Origin of the sequence: Paenibacillus sp. 1011MAR3C5, from assembly GCF_003591485.1 — a bacterium.
Lineage (GTDB): Bacteria > Bacillota > Bacilli > Paenibacillales > Paenibacillaceae > Pristimantibacillus.
In genome coordinates this window covers 83,887-106,559 of sequence record NZ_QZCF01000009.1, presented here as the reverse complement: position 1 = coordinate 106,559, position 22,673 = coordinate 83,887, and the positions used below count along the sequence as shown (strand labels likewise).

The window sequence follows — 22,673 nt, the reverse complement described above, 5'->3', positions numbered from 1 at the left end:
TGCGACCACCTCCATTTATAACAGCTTCATAATGCCTATCAAAATCAATAATATGCCCGGCACATACGACAGCACATGCATGCCTTTCTTTGCGGCGAACCGCATGCCGAGCCGTGTGCCCGCGACCAGGAATAATGCTCCCGCAGCCGCAATAACAAGCGGTGTCAGAAGCGGCGGAAGCCCCAGCAGCGCAGCGCCGAGACCAGCGCCGAATGCATCCAGCGACAGAGCTACACCAAGCATGACGGCTTCGGATGATGAGATGGTACCCGAGCGGTCCACATCAGCCGCTTGCGGCGTACGCAAGATCTGAATCACCAGCCCCAGCCGCTTCAGCTCCAGCTTCAGCACTTGGGCCGTCTCTACAGCTGCAGCAATTCTGGCAGGCTCACTAGCCCTCCCAATACCCTCAGCCGCGGGTTCCGGATCATCATTGCTTTTGCCCCGCACTAGTTGAATCAATGCCCAGCAGCCTATCGCGATGAGTATAGATGCGCCGATAAGCGAAGCGGCGGATTCCGAAATATACTTGCCGATCCACCCCCCGGCTTGCATAGAGAGCCCGATAATTAATCCGGAGCAGCATGCGATAATGAACACCGACAGGAAAGGAATACGGATTTTCCTGAGGCCATAGGTCACGCCGACGCCAAATCCATCCAAGCTAACGGCAAAAGCAAGCACGACCAGCGATATCAAATGTGCAATCAACGTAAAGCTCCTCCCCGCAAGAGCAGATGACTGTTACATGGTCAGGTCCAACGGGACGGACCAGCGACAGGGCATCCGCCTATCGTTCGTAACATCATCATATGCGGGGGTGACGCCACGGTGCACAGTATACGGCAAATTGGACTATGGCTTAGTCAGCTATGCTTCCTTCATCGGCTGGCACTTTGTACAGATGTGCGTGCCTCTGCCGCCCACGACAAACTTATGCAGCGGCTTGCCGCAGCTATTGCAAGGCTCGTTCTTCCTGCCATAGACCAGGAATTGATGCTGGAACATCCCCATCTCGCCCTGTCCGTTCACATAGGACTTGATAGACGAGCCGCCGGCATCAATCGCCCGCGCAAGCGTAGAGCGAATCGCTTCATGCAATCTCTTCCATTCGGCCCCGGTCAGACTGCCCGGCGACCGCTCGGGATGGATGCGAGCCAGGAACAGCGACTCATCTACATAGATATTGCCCAGACCGACAATAAGCTCTTGATTAAGCAGCAACGGCTTGATCTTGGTCGTGCGCTTCTCCAGCTTGCTCTTCAGCACTTTCACCGTAAAAGCTTCGTCCAGCGGCTCGATGCCCAGCTTGTTCAACGGCGGCAGCTCCAGCTCCTCGCCTGTCTTGAATATATGCATCGTGCCGAATTGACGGACATCCTTGTAGCGGAGATCCGTTCCGTCTTCGAAGTGGAACATCACATGCGTATGCAGCTCTACCGGTTCATCGGAAGGGTAGACGCCGTAACGCCCTTCCATCCTTAGATGCGACACCAGCACCAGTCCGTCAAGTATGATGCGGAGGAACTTCCCTCTGCGTTCTACCGTTTGAATCGTATGGCCGACTAGCGCGTCCGCGAATTGCTGCGGTTCCGCCGGCCGTTGTATAATGCGTGGCAGCTTCACGGTAACGGATTGGATCCGTTTGCCCGCGACAAGCTCCATTAATGTTCGTCTAACCGTCTCTACCTCTGGCAGTTCAGGCATGTCTCCTCACCTCAACAACCATTATACTGCATTCAGGTCCCATACGCCTTATCTCAGCCCTACTTCGCCTCGTACCAATTATCTCCGAAGCTGACATCCGCCTTCAGCGGCACAACCAGCTCAAGCGCGCCTGACATCACCTCAGGCAGCAGCGTCTTCATCAGCTCCAGCTCATCCGGCGGAACCTCGAATACCAATTCGTCATGCACTTGAAGCAGCATGCGGCTCTTAAGGCCGCGCTCGCGAAGCGCTTCATCCATCTGCACCATCGCCAGCTTGATAATATCGGCAGCCGTGCCTTGGATTGGTGTATTCATCGCCGTCCGCTCAGCGAACGAACGTAGATTGAAGTTCGACGCCTTGATCTCCGGCAAGTAGCGGCGGCGGTCCAGCAGCGTCGTCACATAGCCGTCGCGCTTCGCCTGGGCTTTGATATTGTCCATATAATTGCGCACACCCTTGAATACGCTGAAATACTGCTCGATAAACTGTGCCGCATCCTTGCGTGTAATGCCCAGATTCTGAGACAAGCCAAAGTCGCTGATGCCGTATACGATGCCGAAGTTGACGGCCTTGGCGGAGCGGCGCATATTGCTGTCCACTTGTTCAGCCGTTACGCCGAATACGTCCATCGCTGTTTTCGTATGAATGTCCATGTCGTGGATGAACGCTTCCTTCAAGTTCTCGTCATCGGAAATATGAGCAAGTACACGCAGCTCGATCTGCGAGTAGTCGGCTGCCAGAATCGTCCAGCCCGGCTCAGAAGGCACGAATGCCTTGCGGATTTGACGGCCTTCCTCCAGCCTGATCGGAATGTTCTGCAGGTTCGGGAATTGGCTGCTTAAGCGGCCTGTTGCCGCGATTGTCTGGCGGTAATACGTGTGCACCTTGCCCGTCTCCTCGCGAACCTCCTTCAGCAAGCCTTCCACGTATGTGGATTGCAGCTTCGAGAGCTGGCGGAAATGCAGGATCAGCGGAATGATATCATGGTATGGAGCAAGCTCCTCTAATATTTCCGCATCGGTCGAGTAGCCTCCTGTCTTCGTTTTCTTCTTCGAGGGCAGATTCAGCTTTTCGAACAGGATCTCGCCCAGCTGCTTCGGCGAGTTGATATTGAACTCCGTGCCCGCAAGCGTGTAGATCTCACTCATAATGCGGGAGAGCTGTGATTCCAGATCCTTGCCCAGCTCCTCCAGCACGCTCTTCTCCACCTTGATGCCTTGGTGCTCCATGCCGGCAAGCACACGGGATAGCGGATGCTCCAGGTCAAAGTACAGCTTGCTCATGCCTCTATTCTTCAGCTCTTCGGTCATAATCGGCAGCAGTCTTCTGACCGCGTCCGCCTTCAGCGCCAGATGGCGGTGAAGCGTCTCGGCGTCCGGCACCTTGAACTTGGCGCCTTTGCCGTAGACGGATTCGTCCGACGGCACACCGCTCAGTCCTTGGCGGTCATGGATCGCGCTCAGAGACAGCGCGCTGTCTGTCGGATCGAGCAGGTACGCGGCGAGCTGGACGTCGAATGCCGCCCCGCCAAGCGCTAGACCGTTCCAGCGCAGCGCCAGCTCTGCCTTATGTGTATCGAAGCCGTACTTCGGCTTGCCTTCGTCAGCCAGCCATTCGCGGAAGCCCTCTGCTCCCTCTCCCTTGACCGCTTCCATAGAGAGAACGAACACCTCATCCTCTGTTGCTATGGATAGGCCAAGCAGCTCTGCGTGATGCGGGTTTTCGCCGACTGCTTCGATGTAGAGGCCCTGCTTGTCCGATGCCAGCAGCGCTTTCGTCAGCCGCTCCAGCTCGCCGGAGTCGCCCTCATCCACAACCGTAATGTTCAGCTCCGCGATCGCCGCCTTTGCCTCGGACTCCGTCGCTCCACTGTCAGAGCTTAGCTGCAGCTTCTCCAGCAGCGACTTGAACTCCAGCTTGCGGAATGCCTCGCCCAGCTTCGCGTTGTCATAGCCGCTCCAGCGCAGCTCGTCCGTCTCCCGCTCGAGCGGAACCTCACGATAGATCGTCGCCAGCTTTTTGCTCATCATGGCGTCATCCTGATGATTCTCCAGATTTTCCTTCAGCTTGCCTTTCAGCTTGTCAAGATTGCCAAGCACATTCTCTACCGAAGCATATTCATGAAGCAGCTTAAGCGCCGTCTTCTCGCCTACGCCCGGCACACCGGGGATGTTATCGGACGTATCGCCCATCAGCCCCTTCAGATCAATGATCTGCAGCGGCACGAGTCCGTACTTCTCTTGGATCGACTCAGGCGTATACAGCTCCACCTCGCTGACGCCCTTGCGGGTGACCGCGACCGTTACCCCTTCCGAGGACAGCTGCAGCATATCTTTGTCCCCAGTTACCACTACCGTCTTGACGCCTTGCTCATCCGCCTGCTTCGTCAGCGTGCCGATAATATCATCGGCCTCATAGCCGTTCAGCTCGAACTGCGCGATCCCGAAGGAAGTAATCAGATCCTTCAATACCGGGAACTGCTCCGACAGCTCAGGCGGCGTCTTCTGCCGTCCGCCCTTGTACTCGCTATAGCCCTCATGACGGAACGTCACCTTGCCTGCGTCGAATGCGACCAGCACATGCGTCGGCTTATGCTCCTCCAGCAGCTTCAGCAGCATCGTCGTAAAGCCAAAAATCGCGTTCGTATGCTGGCCTGCCGAATTCGTTAGTGGCGGCATAGCGAAGAACGCGCGATATGCAATACTATTCCCGTCAATCAACATCCATTTATCCATAAAAAGTAGAAGCACCCCGTTTCTCCAAAGCTAAACATCCTATTTTCCTATCATACCACAAAATGGGCTCTTCCCAAGCATCGTCACCCCGACTTGCCTGGAAAAAGCCCTGCTTTTATGCCGGGAATGGACCCGGCTTGCCCAGATGGTAGCCCTGCGCGTAAGGGATGCCCATTCGGGTCAGTGCCGCAAGCTCCTCTTCCTTCTCGATGCCTTCGGCAATAAGCGGCACGCCGAGCTTCGCCCCTACCTCTTGCAGCGTATGCAGAATATGCGCCTTCACGTCGTCTTGATGAATATGCTGGATGATGGAACGGTCAATTTTCAAGTAGTCGGGCCGCAGCTCCACAATCGACTGCAAGGAGGAATAGCCCGCTCCTACATCGTCAATGGCGATCTGATAGCCTTGATTGCGGTAATGCTGCAGCGCCTTCTTGACAGCCGGGTAATCTTCGATAGAGCTTCGTTCTGTAATCTCGAATACGACCTGATTCGGCTGCAGATGATGGCGCTCCAGGAAGCTGAGCGTACGTCCCGGCAAGAAGAAAGGGTCCTCCATAATCTGCGCCATCACATTAATAAACAGCTTTTGATTCGGGGCAAGCTTCAGGCATCCGTCGATCGCATGCTCCCGTGCGATCCGGTCAAGCGAATAGACGGAGCCCTCTTCGCCAGCGAAGCGGAACAGCTCCAAAGGACCGCTGAACACGCTGTTATCGTGAAGCCGGGTCAAGGCCTCATAGCCGAATATGCCCGCTCCCTCGCCTAGCGCGACAATCGGCTGATAGACGGGATAGATCGCCTTCTCCGACAATATGCTGCGCAGAGCTCTGCGCCGGGCATGCCGCTTCACATCGCCTTCACGCTGGCTTTGCAGAATCGCACGCTTGGCAGCCTCATACCAGATCGACCCTCCATCGCCTTGCGCGCCGCGGCAATCCAGCACAGCAACTCCAATATTCAACTGGCTGGGGCCGCCCTGCTCCACCCGCATGAATTGTTCCAGCTGACAGCCGGCTGCATGGGCGGCTTGCTCCAGCAGGCTCTCCCACCATCCCCGCTCCATCCCCTGAAGCCACGCTCTAAGGAACAAATCATCATTTTGCCAGCACCACTCCAGCTTCAGCGCCCTATCGCGCATTATGGCCGGCATCTCTTGCTCAGCAATCGTCCTCCACTGCACTCGCAGGCGAGCAGCCGCATCTTTGTCTGCGCCATCATCGGATCGTTGCCACGACAGATAGATCAAACCTGCATATTCAGAGCCATCTGGAATAGCTGATCTCATTATTGCCCCAGTCTCATTCTGTATGTTCACCGTCGATTGTATCCTCTCTATGCTGCTGTTCCGTTAGATGCCCGATCATGCATATACTGCCTCTCATCGACTTGGCCCTTTTCTTCAGCCTTGCGGCTTGCTGCGAGATCATGGCCGGGCTCACCGGCGCCTGCCCATCCCATACGAGCACCGACAACGACAGCGATACACCCGCTTGCTCGATCAAATGGCCGCTGCGGTCCGTTACCGCCGTTACTTCTTCACCGCCATAGAACTGGCGCACGCCTTGATCGAACAAGCCGATCAGCTCGCGGCAAGCCACCTCGGTTTGAGCGGGATTACTCAGGGCAATAAAGTCGTCCCCGCCAATATGTCCAATGAACGTTTCCGAACCGCCTATCTTGCCGAACACGCCCCTCATCAGGTCGGCCAGATACCGGATCAACTCATCGCCAAGCCCGAAGCCAAAGCAATCATTAAACCATTTGAAAAAATCCATATCCGCATATACCATGGCAAAAGCTCTCTTCCCGCTGATTCGGCTGGCAAGCTCCGACTGAATGCCGCTGTTGCCCGGCAAGCCCGTAAGCGGATTAGCCGATCGTGCCTCTTCAGTCCGAAGTGCTGTCATACACTCCAGAATCGCTCTGACGGAAGCCGCTCCCTTCAATTGACCATTCTTCGTAATGATCACCACATCATATAACCGGAAATCACTTCTCTCCATCGCGAGCTGTGAGACTCGCTCCACCGGCATGCTCTCATCCACTATAAGCGGTTGATTATCCATAATGCGCTCGACAGACCGGTTCCAGTACAGAGGAAGTCCATATTGACCGGCAAGCATCTGATGCAGCTTCTCCCGCATGAGCAGGCCTACCGGCTCGCCATCTCTCACCACGACAATCCCGGGCACATGCGCATCGGTATCGAACACATACGATGCTTCAGAAACATGAGCATAGGAAGCTATAGCCGTAATGGGAGCCGCAAGCGTCCCGATGGTCTGTACGCCTGGCCTTACAAGACTAGCAGCTCCTTTCCGTGCAGCTGCTCCTAAAGACGCCCCCGCATGGACATCACCCCTGCCCTTCTCATGGCCACTTTCAGAAGCCGACAGCTCCTTTGCCGCCAACATAGCGCGGTAGACGGAGGTCTCCGCCATCACATCCTGAGCAGGCAGGGCAAGACAGAGACCGATCCCTATTCCGGTGCCCTCAGCGGGCGCCTCGCTTCCCTTCTGCATCGCGGCCTCAGCTATCCGCTTGCGCAGCAAGCTTGTCCATCGTCCGGCCGCATGCGAGCTCCATTGCTCACCAGGACGAAGCCGCAGCAAGAAATAATATTCATGCTCCAGCCGCTGTCTCCAGAACACCCGTCTCTCCTCGCCCTGCCAGTTCCCCATGATGATGGCGTCCAAGTCCCCATATCCAGGGCTCCCCTGCAAATAAAGGACAGCTACGCCGCATCCCGCGGCCCATTGCTTCCGAATGGACTGTATCATCCCTTGATGCAGCAAACCCAAGCCGATCTCGCCCATGCGAATCCCCTCGATGCCAGAAATGATAAATCGTAATGAATCCTTACTCCTACCATAACGATCAAGTGTGAACATTGATCTATACAATTGTTAGGGCCGCGTAAAATTGCACAAAAAACCGCGACTTTTCTCCTAGACATCGGTCCGGCACCTTTCGCGAAGCCCAAAAAAAGACAACTCCCCGCCGGCTTGCCGCCGACTGGAAATTGCCTTGAAAATAAATGGCCCACTACCGAATTACTTAACCGAATCGCCCTGAGATGTAATCGCTTGTTTCCTTTTTCACCGGATTCGTGAACATCGTCTCCGTATTGTCATACTCCACCAGCTCGCCAGAGAGGAAGAAGGCGGTCTTGGAGGATACGCGCGCCGCTTGGTGCATGTTGTGCGTCACGATGACAATGCAGTAATCCTGCTTGAGCTCGGAGATCAGCTCCTCCACCTTGGAGGTAGATACCGGGTCGAGCGCTGAAGCCGGCTCATCCATCAGGATAATATCCGGCTTCACCGCGATGGAACGCGCGATGCACAGACGCTGCTGCTGTCCGCCCGACAGCTTGAGCGCGGAGGAGTGCAGTCTGTCCTTCGTCTCCTCCCACAGAGCCGCCTTACGCAAGGACTCCTCAACGAGGTCATCCAGTTGGCTCTTGTTCTTCAAGCCATGATAGCGCGGACCGAAGGCGATATTCTCATAGATCGATTTGTGGAATGGATTGGGGCGCTGCCAGACCATGCCGATCCGGCGGCGGAGCAGGACGACATCCGTCTTCGGATGGTTGATATCCTCATCGCCAATCCAGATCTCGCCCGTCATCCGCGCGTTCGGAATAAGATCATTCATCCGGTTCAGCGTACGCAGGAAGGTCGACTTCCCGCAGCCGGACGGCCCGATCAGTGCCGTGACGTCTTTATTGTTGAAGTCTATCGTTACATTCTTAACGGCTTTGTTGTCGCCGTAATATACGCTCAAATCCTTGACGGATATTCCTTTTTCAGTCATATGCTGTGCCTCCTATTTCATAGCGGTAAACTTGCGGTACATGAATCGGCCAAGCCACCTTGCCAGAAGGTTGAACAGAAGCACGGTAATGACAAGTACAGCGGATGCGCCTGCGGCGATCTCCGTCGCATCGGGAGCAAGGCCTTCGGAATTGATCTTCCAGATATGAACGGCAAGCGTCTCGGCAGGGCGGAACGGATTCAGCGGCGACACCGGGCTAAGCGGGTTCCAGTCCGAGAAGTCAAGACGCGGCGAGCTCATGCCTGCCGTGAAGAGCAGCGCAGCCGCTTCGCCGAAGACGCGGCCAGCCGCAAGGATCGTGCCGGATACGATAATCGGCAGCGCGATCGGCAGCATGATCGACGTAATCGTCTTCCACTTGGTGAGACCGAGGGCCAGCGCCGCTTCCTTCTGCTCGCGCGGCACGCTCTTCAGCCCCTGCTCCGTAATCCGCACCATCAGCGGCAGGTTGAAGATCGTCAGCGCCAGGGCGCCTGCGAACAACGAGAAGCCGAGCCCGAAGTAGTTAACCAGCATGAGAAGACCGAACAAACCAACGACGATCGAAGGGAAGGAAGACAATACTTCCACGACGAGCCGGATAAAGTCCGTCATTTTGTTCGCTTTGGCATATTCGCTCATATAGATGCCAGCGCCGATACCAAGCGGCACTGTGATGATCATCGTCAATACAAGCAGGAACAGCGAGTTGAATAATTGGGGACCGATGCCACCGCCCGCACGAATCGACTCTGGAGGCGACGTGAGAAAGTCAAAGCTCAAGTGCCCAAGACCGCGCACCATGATAAAGCCGAGCAAGCCGGCAAGCACAAGCACGATCAAGCCCGCAACGCCGATAATGACGCCTGTGGCAATCTTGTCAACTGTTTTGGGTTTCATCATAATTTCGACCTCTTTTCCAGCCAGCGTACGATAAAGACGAAGACAAAGGTCATGACCATCAAGATAAGCGCCAAGGACCAGAGTGCATTGTTATGCGCTGAACCGCTGACCGTATTGCCCATGCTGAGCGTAATGGCGCTTGTCAGCGTTGAAGCGGATTCGAACAGGCTGCGCGGGATGAACGGCGCATTGCCGATAACCATCTGTACGGCAAGCGCCTCGCCGAACGCTCTAGCCAGGCCAAGCACGACGCCCGTCATAAGCGAAGGCAGCGTCGTCGGCAGCACAACCCGATATATCGTTTGCCAACGGGTAGCGCCAAGCGCATATGAACCTTCCTTGAGGCCGGAAGGCAGCGATGCTAGGGCATCCGTAGCAACTGTAGTCATCGTTGGTAGAATCATTATGGACAGGACTAGAGCACCTGCAGCGATGCCGACACCCTGACCCGGGAATACATCCCTGAAGAAGGGAACAATAACGCTAAGTCCGATAAAGCCGTATACAACGGATGGAATGCCCGCAAGCAATTCAATGACGGGCTGCAAGTATTTGCGCCCGAATCGAGGTGTGATCTCAATCATGAATACCGCTGCGCAGAAGCTGAGCGGCGCCGCAATCAGCGCGGCAAGCATCGACGTGCTGAAGGAACCGAAGATGAACGGCAAAGCACCGAACAGAGGCGGCTCACCCTCTGGACTCCATTTCAGCCCGGTTAACAGATCAAGCACATTTACATCATTTTTAAAAAAGGTGCTGAGACCTCTGGAAGCTACAAAGTAAACCATCGCGACAATCGTTGTCACGAGAACCAATACGCAAAGGGTCGTATAGATGCGCCCGACCCATTCTTCTGCAAAATGATTGTTGGCTGATATTTTTTTATCGGTAGTAGTCTGGGCCATATGAATCTCCTCTACAGAGCTTGAAAGAGGCAGATCGGTTGTCCGCCTCTTTCGTGCTTAGGATGGGAAGCTATCTTTATTTTTTTGTGATGTTGCCTTCGATGTCGCGTACAACTTGCATGTTTTTCGCAGGGATGTAGCCAAGCTCAACGACTGCGCCGTCTTGAACTTCGTCCGTCATCATGTAGTCAAGGAAAGCTTTCACTACTGCGCTAGGCTCGCCTTTCGTGTACATGTGCTCGTAAGCCCATACCGGATACGTGCCGTTCGCTACGTTCTCTTCGTTAGCCGCTACGCCTTCATAAGCAATCGTCTTGATGGAATCATCCAGGTAAGACAGGGCAAGATATCCGATAGCGCCTGGTGTTTCGCCGATAATTTTACGAACCGTACCGGAGGAATCCTCTTGGATGGAGCCTTGCAGGTCGTCTGTTTTCGTGCCAAGTGCATATTTTTCAAAAGTAGCGCGAGTACCGGAGCTTGCTGGACGGTTTACGATTACGATTTTTTGGTCATCGCCGCCAAGCTCTTTCCAGTTCGTTACTTTGCCAGTGAAGATATCAATTAATTGTTGTTTTGTCAGTGTATCCACGTTCACTTTAGGGTTAACAACAGCTGCCATTGCAACTACAGCTACTTGATGGTCAACCAGTTCTGCAGATTTGTCAGCGTCAAGCTTCTCTTCTGCATACACGTCGGAGTTGCCGATATCTGCTTGACCTTCGGATACTTGCGTCAGGCCTGTACCGCTGCCGCCGCCTTGTACTTGGATCGTTACGCCGCTGTTCGCATCCATGAATGCTTTCGATGCTTGGTCTACCAGAGGCTGAAGAGCCGAGGAGCCTGTTGCTAGGATCGAACCTTCCAATTTGGTCTCAGGAGTAGGTTCATTGGATGGCTCAGTGGATGCGTTGCCTGCGTTATTTGTCGCTGGAGGCGTGCTTGCATTTCCTCCATTGTTGGTGTTTTGTCCGCATGCTGCCAGTGTGAATGTCAATACCATTGCCATAATCAACATGACCGTCTTCTTCATTTCCTAGTTTCCCCTCTCACTACCTGTTTGATTTTGTTTACAAGACTTATTGTAGAGCGGCGCTATTATCCTAATGTTTTCTGTTTGTAAAATTAACAATTAAATATGATAGAATCCTTCTATGATTTCGATTATAATATTGATAAAATCAATGATCTCGGAGGCCGCTTATGAGTTTGTTAAAAATGAAGTTAATCGTCTACATAGATCGGTACAAACAGATCACTGCCGTAGCCAATGCATTGGAGCTCAAGCAGCCTACCATTAGCTTTCATATGAAAAAAATGGAGGAGGAATGGGGCGTCAAGCTGTTCGAATCCCGTACCGGCAAAGTGCTCCTTACGCCAAGCGGCAAGATGCTGCTGAACTATGCTTTGCAGATTACAGCGTTGTACGACGAAGCCATGACGCGTCTGTCTGTCATGCATGAAAGCAAGCGCAAACGCTTCGTCATCGGCTGCAGCAACAGCGCCGCCGCGTATATGGCTTATTCCTCGGCTTTGCGGCAGCTTCAGCCGCTGCGCGAAATCGCTAATATTTCCGTATCCGTTCATGAGCGCGAGGAGCTGTTCGATAAGCTGGAGCAAGGAACGGTGGACCTTGTTTTATGCGGAGAAGATCGCATCCATGGGGATGGCGGCAATTACCGCCACCAAGCAATAAGCAGCGCGGCCTTGAAACTTGTCGGCGCAAGCACGCATCCACTGATGGAGGCCGGGGGCGGCGTCTTGTCCTCGGACATGCTGAGCGACAAGGCAGAAACGGTCGAACTGATAGACGTCTCAGTACAGCAATGCATCGCGCAATGGAGCCAAAGCGAAAACCACTACTTCCATACCGGCATCTCTTACGGCAGTGTCGAGCTTATCCTGAATCATCTTGCCGATGCCGAGTCGCTCGCTCTGCTGCCCGAATGTCTGGTTCCCCGCGATGGCCGATACGCCATATTGCCGCTATGGGGCGATGTTCCGTCCTGGAAACTGGTTGCGAGCTGGTCCCGTCACTACTGGGATCAGGAATTGATTGCATCTATTACGCGCTTGTTGTCACCGGATTCTGCATCGTAATTGCCATTTTACATGGCTCTCTCGCAACCTATCACAACTTGGAAATTTGAAACATTTATTCATTTCATACTAGTTTTGGGCTCTCCCCTGCGCTGCCTGCAGGCGATACCGGCCCGGAGGGCCTTTTCTTCATTCGGCTCATAGCTTGCTTTTCTGATTCATTCCGTCTTCCTTGACCATCATACAAGAAAGAAGCCGGATATCCGGCTTCGGGACTTGCGTCAAATGAAAAATGGCAGTGAAGGAATCCATTCCTTGCACCGCCATCTTATCATCTAACTTTTATTCAGTTCGGATTGACAGATTACACATTCAGATCGGGCCGCGACCCGGTTACGAGGTAAACGACGCTTTCGCCGATGTTCGTCGCATGATCGCCGAAACGCTCCAGGTAACGTCCAACAAAGCTGAGCAGCGAGGACTGCGTAATGTTGCGCGGGTTCTCCATCATGAGCGAGTACAGCTCGCGCGTGATTTGACCGTACAGCGCATCTACCTGGTCATCGTCCTTCGACATTTTATAAGCGAGATCCACATTCTCTTGAACGAAGGACTGGATCGATTCGTATGTCATTTGCTGTACGATCTCGGCCATGCGAGGCAGATCGATCAGCGGCTTAATCAGCTCTTGGCCTTCCAGCCTGAGCACGACTTTGGCAACGTCCACTGCCAGGTCGCCCATGCGCTCAAGGTCGCTCGCGATGCGGAATGCAGCCAGAATGCGGCGCAAGTCCTTGGCTACCGGCTGCTGGGTGGCGATCAGCTTGGAGCCGATCTCCATAATTTGATCCTCCATTTGATTAAGCGTTGGATCATTCGCAATCATTTCCTTCGCGCGCGCTACGTCGATCGTCTTCAGCGCTTCCATCGAATCCGCAAGAGCGCTCTCTACGAAGCTCCCCATCTCGATAATCAGTTGATGAAGCTTCTCCAGCCCTTGGTCGAATTCTTTTCTCATCGTCATCATATTCGTGTCTGCCTCCCCAATCGTCCGTTGATGGTTGTTCGCTTAGCCGAACCGTCCCGTAATGTAGTCCTCGGTGCGCTGGTCTGTCGGGTTCGAGAACAGCTTCTCCGTCTCTGCATATTCCACGACCTCGCCATTTAAGAAAAATACCGTTTGATGCGATACCCTGGCCGCCTGATGCATATTGTGCGTCACCATCACAATCGTATATTTGTCCTTCAACTCCTGCGCCAGCTCCTCGATCTTCAGCGTCGAGATCGGGTCAAGCGCCGAGGTCGCTTCATCCATCAGCAGAATATCGGGATTCACTGCTATGGCTCTCGCAATGCACAAGCGCTGCTGCTGGCCGCCTGACAGACCAAGCGCGGACCGCTTCAAATTGTCTTTAACCTCGTTCCAGAGCGCGGCCGACTTCAAGCTTGTCTCTACGATCTCATCCAGTTCTTTTTTGCTATGCTTGCCGTGCAGCCGAGGTCCGTATGCAACGTTGTCATAGATCGATTTCGGAAACGGATTAGGCTGCTGGAACACCATGCCGATCTTTCTTCTCAACGTCTCCACTTCCACCTCGGACGAGTAGATATCCTCTCCATTAATAAGCAGCTCGCCTTCGATGCGTGTACCCGGAATCATGTCATTCATCCGGTTCAGCGTACGGAGCAGCGTCGATTTCCCGCAGCCGGACGGACCGATGAATGCCGTAATGGCTTTCTCCGGTATCGTAAGCGAGACGTCCTTCAGCGCATGGAACTGGGTATAGTATAAGTTGAGGCGATTGATGTCAATTAATGTTTTCAAGCCGTAATCCCCCTTCGGTCGATTCGCAAGATGCCGGGGCATATGCGAAGCAGCTGGCACATCAGATGCAAGCTAGCTTTATCGTAAACAGCTATTATGTGTAAAAAGCGATTCTAGTTCGCTCTCTATCATACTTTCGCAATGTAAATCGCGTGTTTCCGTTATGTTAACGTAGTGTTAAATGTCGACTTCCGCAATTGATCCAGCTCCTGCGATGCCTGTTCTGCCTGACGGTAAGCCTGCTCTGTCAAAAATTCAATCTGCTTCGCGCTGTCCCGGTTTCTCGCCGCAACCTGGAATAAGGAACCGAAGGCTCCTTCCGCTGCCTTCACTTGCAGCTCGCTGCTTACTGTTTCATTTCGCCCCGCCTGGGCCAGGCTCGCTGTATGGCCAATCGCGCTCAAGATCGCCTTGGTCAACGTCGTAATTTCAAGCGCCGATTTCTTCGTCTGATTGGCCAGATTCATCACTTCCCCGGCGACCACCGCGAAGCCCCGGCCATGCTCCCCCGCTCTTGCCGCTTCAATCGATGCGTTCAGCGCCAGTAGATTGCTCTGATCCGCCAGCTCCTTAATGAGCGCCGATACTTTGCTGATCGAGCCGGCTTCCTCCTGCAGCTCCTTCATCTTCTGCTCTTGCAGCCGCGAGGCGTCCGCCATGCTTCCGAATGTATGCGTCACGCTGTCCAGCGCGGTCTTGCCGCTTAATGTCAAATCCACCATATCCGCGGACAACGTCTCGCCTTGCGCCGTCGACTGGCGTACGCTTTGAATGGCGGCTTGTATGTCCTTCATCCGCTGCTCAACGGATTCGATCGTCCGAAGCTGGCTTTGGACCGACTGCTCCTGCAGCTTTCTGGATAAGCCGAGCAAATGTCCCACAGTCACAATACCGGCGAACCGTCCGTTTCTCGCTACAATTACGCAATCATACAATACGCTCTCATCGCGGCTTAGCGCCTGATCGATAATATGCTGAGGCGCGCTGTCCGCCTCCACGACTAACGGAGAGGAATCCATCAGGACGACAATCGATTTCTCATAATACAAATCCGCACTGTAACGGCTACCAAGCTTCAAGAAAAAGCGGTTCCTCATCATGAGACCCTTTACCGATCCGTCCCTGCCGCTTATCACCACACATTCCGTAGCAGGATGCTGCTTGAAGATGCCCATTACCTCTCTGCATGAGTTCTCCTCACTGGCGGTTGGCGCTTCATGAAGGAAAGCATCCAGCCGAACCTCAGGCATTGCCGCTGGCATAGTCGCAGCACCTGACGCGTTTGCCGAACGGATCTTTTTCGGAGCCTTCATAGTTTCGGTCTTTTCGATAGGGGTGGATGTTTTCTTGGCTTCAGCCGCAGTAGCGCCAGCACCCTCAGCTCGTTGATCCAGTAATTCGATTGTCATGGATTCACTCTCCTGTCCTATCTTCTCTGGCTACACTATAGGACCTTAGCATCATCCCGGTTTAATGGCGATGTAAACGCAATGTTAAATGTCTTACTTTTCCGAAATATCTGCGGCATATCGAATCCTTAGGCAGTATGATAAACTAGGTATCGAGGAAATAGGCTTCAAGGAAAGACGCGACCAATGGAGGAAACATGATGACGACCAAACAAACCGTAATGGAAACGATAGAGCAGCACGCGGATACATTCCGCGCCATTTCTCGTGCGATCGGCAGCCGTCCGGAGCTGGGGCATGAGGAGGTATTTGCCTCCGGCTTATTAAGCGAGGAACTGGAGCGGCAAGGCTTCAAGGTTGAGCGAGGAACGCTGGGCATCCCGACCGCCTTTGTCGGCGAATACGATTCCGGCAAGCAGGGGCCGACCATCGCATTTCTGTGCGAATATGACGCCTTGCCCGAGATTGGCCATGCCTGCGGGCATCATCTGATCTGCTCCATGAGCATGATTGCAGCTGTAGGCCTGAAATCCGTCATCGACGAGCTAGGCGGCAAAATTCGGGTATACGGAACGCCGGCAGAAGAAACGAAAGGCGCCAAGGTTCCGATGGCTGAGGCGGGATTGTTCGACGATTGCGACATCGCCCTGATGGCGCATCCCTACCATTCCTACGAGCGTTCCGGTGAATCGCTTGCGCTCGACGCCATCCAGTTCGAATTTACAGGCGTAGCCGCTCACGCCGCAGCAAGCCCATATGAGGGCGTGAACGCGCTGGACGCCGTGCTGTCGCTGTTCCACAATGTGAATGCGCTTCGCCAGCAGACTCGAAGCCATGCGCGCATCCACGGCATTATCGACAATGGCGGGAAGGCTCCGAACATTATTCCGGACTACGCTTCGGCCAAGTTCTATGTACGGTCGGCCAACCGCAACTATACGAATGAACTGACAGCTAAAGTCAGACGTATAGCCGAAGCGGCGGCACTTGCAACGGGAACAACGCTTAAGATGAGCAACTATGAATTCTCTTATGACGAGCTGCTGACGAACGAGACGCTGTCGAGTCAATTCAATGCGAATCTCATCGAAGCCGGCCTTGCTCCAGAGGAGATCGAATCCGGCAAAGACAACGGCTCGCTGGATCTCGGCAATGTATCTGTCCGTTGTCCGGCCATCCACCCGTACGTAAAGGTCGTAGACGAGCGATATCTGCTTCATACAGAAGCGTTCCGCGATGCCGCCATGACCGAGCGTGCGCTGGACGGCATGATCTTCGGCGCGAAGATGCTGGCGGGCACCGCTTATGACGTAGCGGCAAGCTCAGAGCTGCTAGAGCGCATTCGAGCGGAATTTCACGCACAGACCTCCAAGTGACAGCGATCCTGGACGACGAACACCTATTAGAGGAATGATAAAACTATGACGGACAATCCGATCCCTATCGAGAACGAAAGCTTGAATGCAGGGATACCCAAGTCCCAAGTTGACCTTATTACCCAAACCTGTCTGCTCGCGGGCAAAATCATCCTTCAGAACGGAGGAGAAACGTATCGTGTGGAGGATACGATGGTCCGTATCGCTGCCGCCTACGGTATCGAAAGCTCGCACAGCTTCGTGACGCCGACTGGACTTATCTTCGCAATCGACGGTGCCTCTCATGTCACCCGGCTCTATCGGATATCAGAGCGCAATAATAACCTGCTTAAAGTATCCATGGTGAACGATATCTCCCGGAAGATCAGCGGCGGGAACCTGCCTGTTGAAGAAGCCTTCCGCTTGCTGGAGGATATCGACCGTACACAGAATGCTTACCGGAATGTGTACAAGGTGCTGGCCGCATCGATCGCGAGCGGTTGCTTTCTGATCATGTTCCAGGGCAGCTGGTCAGATTTTCTGCCGGTTGCACTGATCGGCGGGCTTGGGTATTTGTTTTTTCTTATTATCCATCATTTCGTTCCGATCAAATTTTTTGCAGAATTTTTGACGGCCATTATGATAGGTGCAGCTGCGTCACTCGTTGTCCATTTCGGCCTCGGGTCAGATCTGGACAAGATCATTATCGGCTCCGTCATGCCGCTTGTGCCCGGCCTTCACATTACGAACGCCGTCCGCGATCTGATGGCCGGACATTTGGTATCGGGCTTGTCGAAGGGAGCAGAAGCCTTCCTGACTGCATTCGCTATCGGGGCCGGCATCGCGACCGTCTTAACCTTTAATTAATGAGAACTCGCATAAGGGAGCTAAGCGCTCATGTACATCGTTGCCCAAATTATAACTAGCTTTATCGCATCGGCCGCCTTCGGCTTCGTATTCAATGTGCCGATGCGCTTGCTGCCGCATTGCGGCACAGTGGGCATGGCCGGCTGGATTGTCTATGTGGTTGGAATCGAGCTGAATCTCGATGCGATACCCGCAACACTTATTGCCGCTTTTCTGGTGACGGTGCTTAGCCAATGGTTCTCCAAGCTGAATAAGACCCCGATCATTCTATTCAGCGTATCCGGCATCATCCCGCTTGTCCCCGGCGGACTGGCTTACGACGCTATGCGCCATGTCGTCGTGGATCAATACGATACGGCCGTACAGCTAGCGGTGAAAGCCTTCATGATATCCGGCGCCATTGCGATCGGACTTGTATTCTCTGAAGTGATTAATCAAATTATTCGCAGATCAGAACGTTGAGGGAGGCGCCAAACTGATGGAGGCAATCAACGAAAAAGTCGTATATGAGAATCCGCTGCTGTCCATTCGCATTTTCCGTACGCTCAGAGATGAAGGCGGTTTTACGAATTGGCATTATCATAAGCAGCTTGAGCTGCTGCTCATTATGGAGGGCCAGCTTGACGTCTATCTGGAAGAGGACAGCTATCATCTGGAACCCGGAGAAGTCGTCATTATCGGCGATTCGGAGCTTCATCGCGACCGGAGCAGCAAAGTTCTGGATTATATCGTTCTACAGTTCGATCTGGAGCAGTTCTTCGACCATAGCTCCATTCCCTATATGCGGTATTTCTCGCAGACGCACACCCCGCTTAGCAAAGCGAATTATATTTTCCGGGAAAATGAGGAGATCAAGAAGCAGACTGCCGCATGTATTGAAGGCATCTTGCAGGAAGTGAAGCGCAAGAACACCGGGTACGAGCTTGCCGTCAGCATTCTGATCAAGCAGATCTTGCTGTTGCTGCTGCGCGGCGATACGCGCAAAATGCTTGTCGAGCAGGACAACTTCGAGAAGATTCGGCTGAAGCCTGTGCTCGATTACGTCGAGAACCATCTGACCGACCGGATTCAGGTCGAAGAGGTATGCAAAATCGCCAACATGAGCTATTACTATTTCGTCAAATATTTCAAAAAAACGATTGGCCTCTCCTTCACAGAATACGTCAATTACCGGAAAGTAAAGTGGGCGGAGCGCATTCTGCTGACCAAGGATCTTAGCATCTCCGAAGTCGGCGAGAAGATCGGCATGCCGAATATGGCGCATTTCTACAAGATGTTCAAGAAGTACAACGACTGCTCGCCAAAGCAGTTCCAGCGAAAGATGCTCGCATGGCAGCGGCCCTAGACCATTACCCAAACGACAAAAAAGCTCGCATCCCTATCCTTTAGGGGTTGCGAGCTTTTTCGGCATGACCAGCTTGTAGCCAACGCCTCGTATCGATTCGATCTGGACGGATTGCTGTCCCAGCTCCAGCTTCTTCCTCAGTGAGCTGACGTGGACGTCAACCGTACGCTGGCCGCCGATATAATCGAAGCCCCAGACGACATTCATCAGGTCGTCGCGGGTAATGACCATACCGGGCCGCTGCACCAGATAGAGCAGCACCTCGAATTCCTTCGGTCTGAGCGGGATCGGCTCTCCGCCTACGATGACTTCGTATTTCTCCGGGTAGATCGACAGCTCTCCCACGGTAATTACTTTCTCATTCGTCGCTGCCGGCGGGGCGTCATCCTGCTGCGTCCGTCTCAGTACAGCGGATACGCGAGCAAGCAGCTCCGCTACGCCGAATGGCTTCGTAATATAATCATCTGCTCCATGCTTCAGCCCTTGCACGACCTCTTCTTCCGCATTGCGCGCGGTTAAGATGATAACGGGTGTGCGCACGCCATTCTGGCGAAGCCGGTTAAGCACTTCGAACCCGTTCAAGCCGGGCAGCATAATATCAAGAATAATAAGATCGAAGCTCCGCTGCAGCGCTGTCTGCAAGCCTTCGCCGCCATGATCGATAACCGTCGTCTCATACCCCTCTTGCGTCAAGTTGTACGACAACAGCCTTGCGAGCGTCGGTTCGTCTTCAATTACTAGCACTTTGTGCAACATATTGACCTCCAGCCTTGGGAATCGGGCGCATCGCCCGTCTTCCTCGCTTCAAGATGAATCATCCTTAGTTTACCATGGTTTTATGAAAAATAGGTAAACCTTTTTATTGAATCACTGGCAATTCTATCGTGAATGTCGTCCCTACGCCAACCGTGCTCGTCACGGATAACGTTCCTTTATGCAGCTCGACCAAATGCTTCACGATAGACAAGCCAAGTCCGGTACCGCCTGAGCTGCGCGACCTGGCCTTGTCGACACGGTAGAAGCGCTCGAATATGCGCGGCAGGTCCTTCTTCGGGATGCCGATGCCCGTATCCGTAATCTGAATACGGATATGGTCTTGATCCGAGGCATACACAGAGATGCTCACCCGTCCGCCGTCAGGCGTATAGTTAATGCCGTTGGACAGCAGATTCATCATAATCTGCCGCAGACGGTCCTCGTCTGCTTCGACATACAAACCGGTCTCAATGCTGTGGCTTAGCTGAATATTTTTGCGCCTCGCCTCCGGTTCCAGCAGCGTTAATGTTTTGGCCACGAAGCTCTCTAATTCGACCGGAGAGAAGTACAGCGGCACGCGCCGCGATTCAATCTTGGACAGCTCCAGAATGTCCCCGATGAGCCGGTTAAGCCGTTCACTCTCGTCGAATATAATCTGCAGGAAGGACTTCGCTGTCTCCTCATCCTTCACCGCGCCGCCGAGCAGCGTCTCTGCGAAGCCCTTCACCGCCGCGATCGGCGTCTTCAGCTCGTGTGAGACATTGGCGACAAACTCGCTTCTCATCCGCTCCAGCCTGCGAATGGCTGATACATCCTGCAGCACAAGCAGCACGCCTCCGAATTCGCCGGGACCGCTCTGGCTGATCGGCACCAGATTCAGCTCCAGCAGCCTCTCCTCAGGGAAGTAGAAGGTAATCTCCTCCCGCAGATGCCTGCGTGTATCCAGCGCCTCCTGAATGATCTGGGCCAGCTCGTATTGCTGCTTCGCTTCCGTGAAGTGCCGTCCTACCAGCTCCCTTGCCGAGAAGCCCAGCACTTCCTCCGCCCGGCGGTTCATCAGCAGAATCTGGCCCTTGGCATCGATCATCACAACGCCGTTAATCATGTTCGCGAGGACGCTCTCAAGCTGGCTTTCATTTTGCTTAATGCGCGTCATCTGCACTTGCAGGCTGTCCGCCATTGCGTTAATAGCCGTCCCCAGCTCGCCGATCTCGTCATGCTTTCTGACCTTGACCCGCGCACGATAATCCATGTTCTTAATGCGCTTCGCGACCTTCGTAATTTGTTCCAGCGGACCCGTCAGGCTCTGCGCAATCCGGTAGCTGATCAGCGCTGCGATGACGAACAGGATAAGCAGTCCTCCGATAAGCACCATCGTCAGCCTGCCGATGCTTTGATCGACCTCTTGCAGGCTCATGGCAAGCCGCAATACGTACGGCTCCTGGCCTGTATTGATCTCGACCGGAATGGCGACATAGATCATGTTCTGATTCATGGTTTCGCTGGGACGAACCGCGCGGCCCGTCCCCTGCATATAGGCGTCGATGACCTCTTCACGATCCAGATGGTTGTCCATCTTCGAGGCGTCGTAATCCGAATCGCCGACGACAACGCCGTCGCTGCGGATAAAGGTAACCCTTGCATCCGTATACGTCTTCAGTTCCTTCGCCTCCATCGTATAATAGGAAGTCATGGATCCCAGATCATCGCCCTTATGCCAATCCATCTTGGCGGCGATGACCTTCATCTGACGCACCATATTATCTTCCAGCGCATTGATATGATTTTCTTTGAACGTCTTCATCATGAGCATACCCGCCGCGAAGACGGATATGGCAATCATCGATATCATAATGAACGTTAGTCTCGCACGAAAGCTGTTCATCCGCTTTTGCTCCTTCACATTCGACTATCCATCGTTTATCCTACATGCGCGCTGCCGCTTGCGCCAGTCTTATCTTTGTTAAGTTTTTGTAAAACATAATGGTGTACGGTCGCCAGCGGCTGCTGCACAAGAATGGACAGAACGACCGGCACGGCGGCAAGCGGGCTGAAGTAGCCAAGAGCGAGCACAATGCCCAGCGAGATATTGCGCATGCCCGTCGCATACGAGACTGTGATCTGCAGTTTGCTGTCGTGCAGGAATGCCGTTCCCACGAAGCCAAAGGCGTAACATAAACCGACAAGCGCAATGACGGCCGGCACCAGCACAAGCATATCCTGCTTCAGCTGATCGACATACGGTGAGATTGCTGCCGCATTTAATGAAACAACGCCTACAAAGCAGAGCTTCGATATCGGCGCAGTATAGGGCTTCGTCAGCTGCTGAATCTTGCCCCTCGACCATTCATTGAGGGCAACGCCAATCACCGTCGGCACCACAATCAAGACGACGAGATCCAGCATAAGCGGACCGGCGTCTATCTGAGTTGACGTTCCGAAGAACAGATGAATGGCAGCAGGCACCACAAGCGGACTAAGCAGCGAATCCAGCACGACGAGCGCCAATACAAGCGGCACGCTGCCTCCAGACATGCTGACCCACAGCACCGTTGATACGCCAAGCGGGATAATAGTGAAGAGCACAAGCCCGACCACATAAGGCGAATCAGAGCCGAATAAGGCTGTGCCGCCCCAATAAGCAGCCACAGGCGATACAAGATGGGCAAGGATTAATGTCAGCCCCATAATACCAGGCCTCTTCAGCACGCCGCCAAGCTCGCCCAAACCGCAGCCAAGCGCCATGGTCAGCGTGACGAACGCGAACAAATAAGGCACAGCCCGAACCATCGGACTGAGCGCATCAGCAAATATAAATCCAAGCACAAGCGAACCCGGAATAATTAGAAACATCCACTTTTCAAAATACCGGTTAAACGCTAGTCCCCACTCTCGCATGCCCATCCCTCGATCTTCTCTCTAGTCTCTCTTTACGTTTAAGCTTTATAATAGCATAGACAGTATAGGGTTCATACATTTCAAACGATGAATAACGAGGGGTGCG

20 protein-coding genes are annotated in these 22,673 nt (G+C 53.7%); 5 read left to right on the top strand and 15 right to left on the bottom strand.

Going from position 1 to position 22,673, the window contains the following annotated elements; genetic code table 11:
- Positions 1-15 precede the first annotated feature (15 nt).
- The 9 genes from ytaF to D3P07_RS22485 all read right to left on the bottom strand — a co-directional run bounded on the left by ytaF (position 16) and on the right by D3P07_RS22485 (position 11,105).
- Positions 16-711 carry a sporulation membrane protein YtaF gene (ytaF, locus tag D3P07_RS22525; protein ID WP_182914463.1) on the bottom strand — a complete coding sequence of 232 codons (696 nt, stop codon included), beginning with the start codon at positions 709-711 and terminating at the stop codon, positions 16-18.
- A 159-nt stretch (positions 712-870) separates the two neighbouring features.
- Positions 871-1,707 (bottom strand): DNA-formamidopyrimidine glycosylase, encoded by an 837-nt coding sequence (mutM, locus tag D3P07_RS22520; RefSeq protein WP_119802494.1) that lies wholly within the window; start codon positions 1,705-1,707, stop codon positions 871-873.
- Between the two features lie 59 nt (positions 1,708-1,766).
- A complete protein-coding gene (polA, locus tag D3P07_RS22515) occupies positions 1,767-4,445 on the bottom strand; it encodes a DNA polymerase I (RefSeq protein ID WP_119802493.1) in 2,679 nt (892 codons plus the stop codon).
- Positions 4,446-4,560: 115 nt separating this feature from the next.
- Positions 4,561-5,763 carry an EAL domain-containing protein gene (locus tag D3P07_RS22510; RefSeq protein ID WP_147384559.1) on the bottom strand — a complete coding sequence of 401 codons (1,203 nt, stop codon included), beginning with the start codon at positions 5,761-5,763 and terminating at the stop codon, positions 4,561-4,563.
- Entirely contained in the window at positions 5,747-7,264 is a 1,518-nt protein-coding gene (locus D3P07_RS22505; RefSeq protein WP_182914462.1) for a diguanylate cyclase domain-containing protein, read from the bottom strand. Before D3P07_RS22505 ends, D3P07_RS22510 begins: the two co-directional genes overlap by 17 nt.
- Positions 7,265-7,505: 241 nt before the next feature.
- On the bottom strand, positions 7,506-8,264 hold the full coding sequence (gene pstB / locus D3P07_RS22500) for a phosphate ABC transporter ATP-binding protein PstB (protein ID WP_119802490.1): 759 nt from the start codon (positions 8,262-8,264) through the stop codon (positions 7,506-7,508).
- A gap of 12 nt (positions 8,265-8,276) precedes the next feature.
- Complete coding sequence (gene pstA, locus D3P07_RS22495; protein ID WP_119802683.1) at positions 8,277-9,164, bottom strand: phosphate ABC transporter permease PstA; 888 nt, start codon at positions 9,162-9,164, stop codon at positions 8,277-8,279.
- A complete protein-coding gene (gene pstC / locus D3P07_RS22490; RefSeq protein WP_119802489.1) occupies positions 9,164-10,072 on the bottom strand; it encodes a phosphate ABC transporter permease subunit PstC in 909 nt (302 codons plus the stop codon). Before pstC ends, pstA begins: the two co-directional genes overlap by 1 nt.
- A gap of 76 nt (positions 10,073-10,148) precedes the next feature.
- On the bottom strand, positions 10,149-11,105 hold the full coding sequence (locus tag D3P07_RS22485) for a phosphate ABC transporter substrate-binding protein (RefSeq protein ID WP_119802488.1): 957 nt from the start codon (positions 11,103-11,105) through the stop codon (positions 10,149-10,151).
- A 170-nt stretch (positions 11,106-11,275) separates the two neighbouring features.
- Between D3P07_RS22485 and D3P07_RS22480 the strand changes: the two genes are divergently transcribed.
- A complete protein-coding gene (locus D3P07_RS22480) occupies positions 11,276-12,172 on the top strand; it encodes a LysR family transcriptional regulator (protein WP_119802487.1) in 897 nt (298 codons plus the stop codon).
- Between the two features lie 304 nt (positions 12,173-12,476).
- Here the strand turns inward: D3P07_RS22480 and phoU are convergent, their stop codons facing one another.
- The 3 genes from phoU to D3P07_RS22465 form a co-directional block, all read right to left on the bottom strand.
- Positions 12,477-13,136 (bottom strand): phosphate signaling complex protein PhoU, encoded by a 660-nt coding sequence (gene phoU, locus D3P07_RS22475; protein WP_119802681.1) that lies wholly within the window; start codon positions 13,134-13,136, stop codon positions 12,477-12,479.
- A 45-nt stretch (positions 13,137-13,181) separates the two neighbouring features.
- Positions 13,182-13,979 (bottom strand): phosphate ABC transporter ATP-binding protein PstB, encoded by a 798-nt coding sequence (pstB, locus tag D3P07_RS22470; protein WP_119802486.1) that lies wholly within the window; start codon positions 13,977-13,979, stop codon positions 13,182-13,184.
- A gap of 119 nt (positions 13,980-14,098) precedes the next feature.
- Positions 14,099-15,346, bottom strand: a complete 1,248-nt coding sequence (locus tag D3P07_RS22465) for a methyl-accepting chemotaxis protein (RefSeq protein ID WP_119802485.1) — start codon at positions 15,344-15,346, stop codon at positions 14,099-14,101.
- 200 nt (positions 15,347-15,546) lie between these two features.
- On the opposite strand from D3P07_RS22465, the gene D3P07_RS22460 reads away from it, so the two are divergent.
- The 4 genes from D3P07_RS22460 to D3P07_RS22445 are packed head-to-tail and all read left to right on the top strand — an operon-like array spanning position 15,547 to position 18,913.
- Positions 15,547-16,722: a M20 family metallopeptidase gene (locus D3P07_RS22460; RefSeq protein ID WP_119802484.1), complete on the top strand. Its 1,176-nt coding sequence runs from the start codon at positions 15,547-15,549 to the stop codon at positions 16,720-16,722.
- 45 nt (positions 16,723-16,767) lie between these two features.
- Positions 16,768-17,568, top strand: a complete 801-nt coding sequence (locus tag D3P07_RS22455; RefSeq protein WP_119802483.1) for a threonine/serine exporter family protein — start codon at positions 16,768-16,770, stop codon at positions 17,566-17,568.
- Between the two features lie 30 nt (positions 17,569-17,598).
- A complete protein-coding gene (locus D3P07_RS22450; protein ID WP_119802482.1) occupies positions 17,599-18,030 on the top strand; it encodes a threonine/serine exporter family protein in 432 nt (143 codons plus the stop codon).
- A gap of 16 nt (positions 18,031-18,046) precedes the next feature.
- Entirely contained in the window at positions 18,047-18,913 is an 867-nt protein-coding gene (locus tag D3P07_RS22445; RefSeq protein ID WP_119802481.1) for an AraC family transcriptional regulator, read from the top strand.
- A gap of 33 nt (positions 18,914-18,946) precedes the next feature.
- Here D3P07_RS22445 and D3P07_RS22440 read toward each other — a convergent pair whose 3' ends face one another.
- The 3 genes from D3P07_RS22440 to D3P07_RS22430 form a co-directional block, all read right to left on the bottom strand.
- A complete protein-coding gene (locus D3P07_RS22440; RefSeq protein ID WP_119802480.1) occupies positions 18,947-19,669 on the bottom strand; it encodes a response regulator transcription factor in 723 nt (240 codons plus the stop codon).
- Between the two features lie 103 nt (positions 19,670-19,772).
- A complete protein-coding gene (gene pnpS / locus D3P07_RS22435) occupies positions 19,773-21,554 on the bottom strand; it encodes a two-component system histidine kinase PnpS (RefSeq protein WP_119802479.1) in 1,782 nt (593 codons plus the stop codon).
- A gap of 35 nt (positions 21,555-21,589) precedes the next feature.
- Complete coding sequence (locus D3P07_RS22430; protein WP_310732569.1) at positions 21,590-22,573, bottom strand: bile acid:sodium symporter family protein; 984 nt, start codon at positions 22,571-22,573, stop codon at positions 21,590-21,592.
- Between the last annotated feature and the right edge of the window lie 100 nt (positions 22,574-22,673).

Excerpts from the sequence above, each read along its gene's own strand:
- mutM (WP_119802494.1), bottom strand. The coding sequence starts at position 1,707 with ATGCCTGAACTGCCAGAGGTAGAGACGGTTAGACGAACATTAATGGAG.
- D3P07_RS22485 (WP_119802488.1), bottom strand. The coding sequence starts at position 11,105 with ATGAAGAAGACGGTCATGTTGATTATGGCAATGGTATTGACATTCACA.
- D3P07_RS22445 (WP_119802481.1), top strand. The coding sequence starts at position 18,047 with ATGGAGGCAATCAACGAAAAAGTCGTATATGAGAATCCGCTGCTGTCC.
- pstA (WP_119802683.1), bottom strand. The coding sequence starts at position 9,164 with ATGAAACCCAAAACAGTTGACAAGATTGCCACAGGCGTCATTATCGGC.
- D3P07_RS22480 (WP_119802487.1), top strand. The coding sequence starts at position 11,276 with ATGAGTTTGTTAAAAATGAAGTTAATCGTCTACATAGATCGGTACAAA.
- D3P07_RS22465 (WP_119802485.1), bottom strand. The coding sequence starts at position 15,346 with ATGACAATCGAATTACTGGATCAACGAGCTGAGGGTGCTGGCGCTACT.
- phoU (WP_119802681.1), bottom strand. The coding sequence starts at position 13,136 with ATGACGATGAGAAAAGAATTCGACCAAGGGCTGGAGAAGCTTCATCAA.
- pnpS (WP_119802479.1), bottom strand. The coding sequence starts at position 21,554 with ATGAACAGCTTTCGTGCGAGACTAACGTTCATTATGATATCGATGATT.
- D3P07_RS22455 (WP_119802483.1), top strand. The coding sequence starts at position 16,768 with ATGACGGACAATCCGATCCCTATCGAGAACGAAAGCTTGAATGCAGGG.
- D3P07_RS22440 (WP_119802480.1), bottom strand. The coding sequence starts at position 19,669 with ATGTTGCACAAAGTGCTAGTAATTGAAGACGAACCGACGCTCGCAAGG.
- pstC (WP_119802489.1), bottom strand. The coding sequence starts at position 10,072 with ATGGCCCAGACTACTACCGATAAAAAAATATCAGCCAACAATCATTTT.
- D3P07_RS22460 (WP_119802484.1), top strand. The coding sequence starts at position 15,547 with ATGACGACCAAACAAACCGTAATGGAAACGATAGAGCAGCACGCGGAT.
- D3P07_RS22505 (WP_182914462.1), bottom strand. The coding sequence starts at position 7,264 with ATGGGCGAGATCGGCTTGGGTTTGCTGCATCAAGGGATGATACAGTCC.
- D3P07_RS22430 (WP_310732569.1), bottom strand. The coding sequence starts at position 22,573 with ATGGGCATGCGAGAGTGGGGACTAGCGTTTAACCGGTATTTTGAAAAG.
- D3P07_RS22450 (WP_119802482.1), top strand. The coding sequence starts at position 17,599 with ATGTACATCGTTGCCCAAATTATAACTAGCTTTATCGCATCGGCCGCC.
- pstB (WP_119802486.1), bottom strand. The coding sequence starts at position 13,979 with ATGCCCCGGCATCTTGCGAATCGACCGAAGGGGGATTACGGCTTGAAA.
- pstB (WP_119802490.1), bottom strand. The coding sequence starts at position 8,264 with ATGACTGAAAAAGGAATATCCGTCAAGGATTTGAGCGTATATTACGGC.
- polA (WP_119802493.1), bottom strand. The coding sequence starts at position 4,445 with ATGGATAAATGGATGTTGATTGACGGGAATAGTATTGCATATCGCGCG.